Raw genomic sequence first — 6,210 nt, 5'->3', positions numbered from 1 at the left:
TTTTTCTAATGTATTATTTTAAATGAATATTTTTAACTTTTAGTATTCTTTAAATATTGTAGGCAAACTTATCACAAACTTGAAAATATGGGGTATGATTAAATGAAAAATCTTGAATTTTTAGAGAACAAAAGATGTTCAAAATTTTTATTGATTAAATCTTAATAATGATTGGTTGAATTTGGCAGAAGTATTGATGGTATTGTTGCAGTATTGATAAAACAGACCGATATTTAGCCCCGATTGAGCGGCGTGTCTGAGCTCTTTTCTTAGTTTCGGCGGGGGCTTCGCCACCGCCGAAACTAAGAAAAAGCGAGTAGCGAAAGCGGGAAACAGCTCCTAAAAAAAATTAAATTACAAAATATGATACGTTCACTTTTATTGTCTTCATTTTTAATGACTTCGGTGACTTTTTTTGGTCAGAATCTGAAACCTGTCGCTTATCAGGACGGCGCGCAGAAACTTAACGGACTGGTAACTTCCAATGCGGGGAAAAAACTTCCCGGAGTTCTGATTCTTCCTGCCTGGAAAGGAATTGATGATGAAGCGAAAACAGCCGCTGCCGAACTTGAAAAACAAGGCTACGTTGCTTTTATTGCGGATATTTATGGAGAGGGAAACATTCCTACGAATATGGATACGGCTGCGAAAAATTCCGGATATTACAAGAAAAATTACGAAGCGTACCAGAAAAGGATTTCGCTTGCGCTGGAAGAGCTGAAAAAAAACGGTGCAATTCCTGAAAAAATTGCGGTTATCGGCTATTGTTTCGGAGGAACCGGAGCTTTGGAATCAGCAAGGGGAAATCTTCCTGTGGTGGGCGTTGTTTCTATCCATGGAAGCATCGGAAAGGATCAGGCGAGAAAAAACGGACCGATCTCGACAAAAATTCTGGTGGAAAATCCTGCCGATGACAGAGGGGTAAGTCCAGAAGATTACAACAATCTGGTGAAGGAAATGAATGATGGAAATGCGGACTGGCAAATCATCACGTATGCACATTCCAAACATACTTTTACCGATCCGAAATCGCCGGATTACAACGAAGTGATGGCAAAAAGAGCGTGGAATCACACGCTGATGTTTTTAAAAGAACTTCTGAAATAATTATAATCCTCATAAAAAACGACCTCCAATTTTAGAGGTCGTTTTCTTTATAGTTCGCTTGTCGTGTTACAGTCAGAACACCAGAAATATTCGGTTTCTTTATCTTTAAGCTTTGTTTTTGTTTTCTTTCCACAATTTTCGCAGATGCATTCCTCACTTTCGTTTTCCTTTGCTTCATAATCACAATTGAAACAGCTCCAAACCGTTACATGAGACTTTCCGTTGATAAACCACGTAAAGGAATTTTCTTTACATTTAGGACAAATTTGTAGCGCCATACTTTATTCTTCTCTGTTTACAAGATGCATAGAAAAAGCAGGAAGGCAGATCGCAACGTATTCACATTCTTCAGAAAATGGGTTGCTGTACCGAACTCTTGCACCTTTTTCTATCAAAATACTTTGTCCTTTTTCTAAGACAACAATTTCGCCGTCAATTTCAAATTGTTTTTTTCCTGAAATAATTAGGGTAAATTCATCAAATTCGGGAGTCTGATGCGGCTCGCTCCAGTTGGGCGGTGCAACCATGTGTGCAATAGAAATATTGGAATTTCCTGTTGAATTTCCCCAGTGTTCTTCAATGAGTTTCCCGTCTGTTGTAGGAACAACGAATGGCGATTGCTGAATTTTATATTTCTTCATATTATTTATTTTTTTATTTTTTTGAACACTAAGTAAAAAAGTTTTTTACTAGTTATCGCTTTTAAGTTTCACAAAGCCGTTTCACTTATAAAAGTTAACAAAGTTTTTAATTTAAACTAAAAGTCTGCCTAAACTTTTATTTAACCGCAAAAGGCACAAAAGATAAACTAACTTTTATTTAAAGTTGATCATTATACATGAAAAAGTTCACAATAGTTTTAAAAATCTTTGATTTTTATTCTTTTGAGCGCTTTGATTATTATGGAAATTCACTTTAACATTATCTTTTGTCCCTTTTGCGGTTTATGCTGAAATTAGCTTAAACAAGCTTTAAAAATGGTTCTCCTTTTTAATTTCGTATACAAAATTGGTTCTCGTCGGTTCTCCGAAATACGCGACTTCCTGCTCTGTGATTTTCTTTCCGCCCAGTCTTTCCAAAGCAATTTGGGAACGGTAATTTTCTTTTCCGATATGAAAATGAACGGTATCTACAAACTGAAAAATGTAATCGAGCATTAATTTTTTAATCTGCGAATTGATTCCTTTTCCCCACGATTTTGTTCCGTAAAATGTGTAGCCGATAAAAATACGGTTTGTCTCTTCCTCATAATCATAAAAACGACTGCTTCCTAAAACTGCTCCTGTTTCTTTCTCAATAATTTTAAAGGCGCCTTTGCTTTCTATTGCTCCTCTGAAAAAATTTTCGAAAACTTCTCTTTTGTAGCGGTCTTTATTGGGATGCTGTTCCCAGACTTTAGGATCGGAAGCTACCTTGTATAAAGCCTCAAAATCCCCTTGTTGCAAGGGGATTAACTGATATTTTTAGTTTTCTAAAACAGTCTGAATAGAAAAGTTCATTTCTTAGCCTTTTGTTTTTGCCGCGTCAGACTCGATCTTTTTGATTTCCTTCAACTTGTCTGCAATTTTACTTACGGCTTCCGGACTTGAAGGTTTTAAAGCGACTTCCGCCTGAGACATATCCCACTTTAACACAAGGTTGGCTGAGTTTTCGCCGGTAGGATTCAGAGTAATTTCGAACCATTCCTGCTTATCTGCTAATTTATTAACCGGAACGGTAACGTCTACAACGTCCTGTTTTGCATCATATGTATAGGCTCCCCATTGCTGGAAATCTTTGTTTAAAATTACTTTCCATTCTTTTTCTGTCGGAACGATGAATAATCCGTATGTTCCGGCAGGAACAATTTTTCCACCGAAGTTCACAGACTGTCCGAAGGTAATTTTAGTAGACGAGTTGGCTCCCGCTCTCCAAACCTGTCCGTAAGGAACCAGTTCTCCGAAGATTTTACGTCCTTTCACTCCAGGTCTTCCGTAATCGATCGTGATTTTAGACATTGAAAACTGCTGCTCTACTTTCTGGCGCGGACTTGCTGCCGGTACAGAATAATCCTGCGCAAAACTGAAAACTGAAGCCGATATACAAATCGCAAATAATAACTTTTTCACTTTTTTAAATTTTGCCTAAAATTACGAAATCAAAAAAGAATAGCCTTCTCAATTATAACAATTTTTGTTTCATGTTATAATATAGTCTCATTGCTATTATTTTATAATTAAAATTTGTTTATAATAAGATAGTTTCAATTTTCTATTAATATCCGTAGATCGCTGAAACTTTTAGTCCCGTATTTCCGGAATAATTATATTGTAAATAAATTGTTGCAGGAAGATTATTACTTTGATAATTATAATGAACATTTACTGTTTCAGATAATGATTCAACACTATTATTTACGGTATACTTCATTTTCTTTATAACATTATTATTTGAAATCTGTGAGTAATCCTGAAGTTCAAAAACATTAAATGAGTATTCCGGTAGTGCTAAAATTCTGTTTATATCAACTGAATGATTAGGATTTATTTTTTGATCATATTCATATTTTGTAACACTACTTTGTATAGAAGGAATTGTATTCGACCATATTTCTACTTTTTCTACATTGCCATTACTTAAGTAAATAATCGATTTTTGTGACCATGTTATACTACCATCAAAAGAATTTTGAAGATAATTTTTTGCAACAATAATGTTTGTAGAAGGATATTCAAAAGTTGTATATCTGTAATTATTAGGACTTTCTACAGCTTCAGATTTTATAATTCTTTGGTTATTGTCATAAAATAAATTTCTTTTCACTTTAAAAAACAGATGATTAGATAATTGCGGATAAGAATATCCACTAATGTTTATATTAGTAATTAAATTATTAGTGTAAGAAAGGTTCTCCGTATAATTATTATGAATATCCCAAACCTTAATTAGTTTATTCTGAGCATATTCAAATTTAAAATCTAGCTTTTCATATAAAGTAGCATTTCCATTGTCGATCTCTTCATCCTGAATGGTTAATGTCTGAATTTTTGTATTCAGTAGATTTACATTTTCATTTTCAAGATTATCGGAATTTCCACAGGATAAAAGATAAATAAAAGAAATTCCAAGTAAATATTTTTTCATGATAATTATTAAGTCGCAAAACTAAGAATTAATTTAATATTATTAAGAACAAAACCTCATACATCAGATATGAGGTTTAATCCTATTTGAAAATCAATTCGGCATTGCTTTCCATTTATGCAGAATGGAAGTATACAGATACATAAAGACAAATCCGCAGCATAAAATTATATAACTGAGATTGAATTCTAATGTTTTGATAATTGTAGGACAGTTATAAGACATAATATTGATCTGTTCACAGTTTCTTTCCTGATGGATATTAATGATAAAAAAGATCAGCAATACAAAAAGTACAAAACCATTCAAAGAGATATTGATAAGGATTGAAGCGATAAGTTTTTTAAGGCTTCTCATCATCACAATCGGAAGGAGTAAAATAGCCAGTCCTATGAAAAAAACAAAATAGGAAACAAAAAATTCAATTCCGTTTCTTCCGCTCGAAGCAGAAAATAACACTGTTACCAGAACAACTGCCAAAAATAAAACGCCTGCACTAATCACGCTGAAAAGAAGAGATTTAAGCCCTGTTATTCTGAAGCTGAAAATAATGGTAGCAAGGAAAAATGCGATCCAGATATAAATATGAATATTTTCTGAAAAGAAATCCGTAGATTTTATAATAACTACATTATTCAGAAGATTCTGAAGATTGTCTGAATAATAGTAGTAATCTGTCGTGTTATTCTTAAAATATTCTGCCGGAGAAAGCTGGTTATCAATATCCGGATTAAAGTCTCTGATCTGAACGGAATCATTTATCACTTCACCGTCTACAACTGCAGCGGCAGAATCTGTAACAGCTTCGGTATACACATAATTTCCGTCTTCGTCCATTGGCGGATTATTTACATCATAATCTTCACCCGGAACCGGTTTGTATTTTTTAATAAAATATCTTACGTTGAAATCATTGGGATGATAGATCATTTTCACCCAGCTTTTTGAATCAAGATTATTGTTGATTCCGAATTTTTTCGAAATATCAAGAAAACTTTTCAGCAGCTTTTCAATTTCAGCAGGATTTTTTTTGTTAAGCAGTTCCGTTGTTAATCTGTTGATTTCGAATCTCTTCTTTTTATAAGAGTCTTTAAGCATCTGATTGTATCCGTCATAAGGCTCTTCACCGGAATATTGCATCCTCAAATAATCCTTTCCTGAATCATCATCATTATAAAATACATCAGAAAAATTATAATACGTTAAATCCGTAGTATTGATGTAGGATGACATATCCACGACATCTTTTTTGAAATAGTAGGTTGCAGAGCCTTTTTTATTTTCTTCATACGCCAGATTCTTTTTGGTTTCACCTGATGGGAAAAGGAAATCTCCGTATTTATCTTTTTTATAAACGGTTTTTGAATATAAGTTATAGAACTGATAAACCCTGTTATAGTACACAAAATATTTCTGATTCCGGTCTATTTTATTGATGTCGGTCTCGCAATACAGATCGTAAAACTTTGGAAAAGTTCTGTTATCCAAAGTATAATGCTCAAGATCCTGAGAAAGAAAAGCATTGGCTTTATTAATAACATTAATATTTTCAGTCATTTCCTGATCGGGATATTTGTTTTTGATAAACATCTTGAAACCCGTCATATAAGAAAAATAAAAAGTAGTACCTGCAAAAATAATAATGAAGTACTGAACAAACTGCAGGAACAATTTACCTTTTGAAGAAGGATAAAAGTTTTTGAATGCGTTATTTTTAAACATCATAATCAGCCATCCCACAATCATGAGAACCGAAATAATGAGGTGGATAAAAATCATTCCTTCGCGGAAATAGTCATCTTTTACATTCATTTTCTGTAAAGAGACCGGATCTGCGTGAGAAATATAACCTATGATAAAAAAGAAAATATGAAGAACTGCACTCGCCAAAAGCATCCATACAATTCTGGTGTTCCATACCGTCGGATATTTTTCGAGCAGATATTGATTGATTTTATTTATTTTTTGCATTTTTTGTTG

General features: G+C 33.5%; 7 protein-coding genes. 1 reads left to right on the top strand and 6 read right to left on the bottom strand.

Going from position 1 to position 6,210, the window contains the following annotated elements; translation table 11 throughout:
- Positions 1 to 363 precede the first annotated feature (363 nt).
- Positions 364 to 1,107: a dienelactone hydrolase family protein gene (locus B0E34_RS02480; RefSeq protein WP_087706466.1), complete on the top strand. Its 744-nt coding sequence runs from the start codon at positions 364 to 366 to the stop codon at positions 1,105 to 1,107.
- Positions 1,108 to 1,154: 47 nt separating this feature from the next.
- Here B0E34_RS02480 and B0E34_RS21080 read toward each other — a convergent pair whose 3' ends face one another.
- The 6 genes from B0E34_RS21080 to B0E34_RS02455 form a co-directional block, all read right to left on the bottom strand.
- Positions 1,155 to 1,385 (bottom strand): hypothetical protein, encoded by a 231-nt coding sequence (locus tag B0E34_RS21080; protein ID WP_116100007.1) that lies wholly within the window; start codon positions 1,383 to 1,385, stop codon positions 1,155 to 1,157.
- A 3-nt stretch (positions 1,386 to 1,388) separates the two neighbouring features.
- Entirely contained in the window at positions 1,389 to 1,748 is a 360-nt protein-coding gene (locus B0E34_RS02475; RefSeq protein ID WP_087706464.1) for a cupin domain-containing protein, read from the bottom strand.
- A 330-nt stretch (positions 1,749 to 2,078) separates the two neighbouring features.
- Entirely contained in the window at positions 2,079 to 2,558 is a 480-nt protein-coding gene (locus B0E34_RS02470; protein WP_262484716.1) for a GNAT family N-acetyltransferase, read from the bottom strand.
- A gap of 51 nt (positions 2,559 to 2,609) precedes the next feature.
- Complete coding sequence (locus B0E34_RS02465; RefSeq protein WP_087706462.1) at positions 2,610 to 3,215, bottom strand: DUF2911 domain-containing protein; 606 nt, start codon at positions 3,213 to 3,215, stop codon at positions 2,610 to 2,612.
- A gap of 145 nt (positions 3,216 to 3,360) precedes the next feature.
- Positions 3,361 to 4,230 carry a hypothetical protein gene (locus tag B0E34_RS02460; protein WP_087706461.1) on the bottom strand — a complete coding sequence of 290 codons (870 nt, stop codon included), beginning with the start codon at positions 4,228 to 4,230 and terminating at the stop codon, positions 3,361 to 3,363.
- Positions 4,231 to 4,323: 93 nt separating this feature from the next.
- Positions 4,324 to 6,201 (bottom strand): hypothetical protein, encoded by a 1,878-nt coding sequence (locus tag B0E34_RS02455; RefSeq protein ID WP_087706459.1) that lies wholly within the window; start codon positions 6,199 to 6,201, stop codon positions 4,324 to 4,326.
- Positions 6,202 to 6,210: the final 9 nt, after the last annotated feature.

Source organism: Chryseobacterium mucoviscidosis, assembly GCF_002177115.1.
Taxonomy (GTDB): Bacteria; Bacteroidota; Bacteroidia; order Flavobacteriales; family Weeksellaceae; genus Chryseobacterium; species Chryseobacterium mucoviscidosis.
This window is presented reverse-complemented; position numbering and strand designations above follow the sequence as displayed.

Bases quoted from the DNA above. Each gene is read 5' to 3' on its own strand.
- B0E34_RS02480 (WP_087706466.1), top strand. From the start codon at position 364: ATGATACGTTCACTTTTATTGTCTTCATTTTTAATGACTTCGGTGACT.
- B0E34_RS21080 (WP_116100007.1), bottom strand. From the start codon at position 1,385: ATGGCGCTACAAATTTGTCCTAAATGTAAAGAAAATTCCTTTACGTGG.
- B0E34_RS02475 (WP_087706464.1), bottom strand. From the start codon at position 1,748: ATGAAGAAATATAAAATTCAGCAATCGCCATTCGTTGTTCCTACAACA.
- B0E34_RS02460 (WP_087706461.1), bottom strand. From the start codon at position 4,230: ATGAAAAAATATTTACTTGGAATTTCTTTTATTTATCTTTTATCCTGT.
- B0E34_RS02455 (WP_087706459.1), bottom strand. From the start codon at position 6,201: ATGCAAAAAATAAATAAAATCAATCAATATCTGCTCGAAAAATATCCG.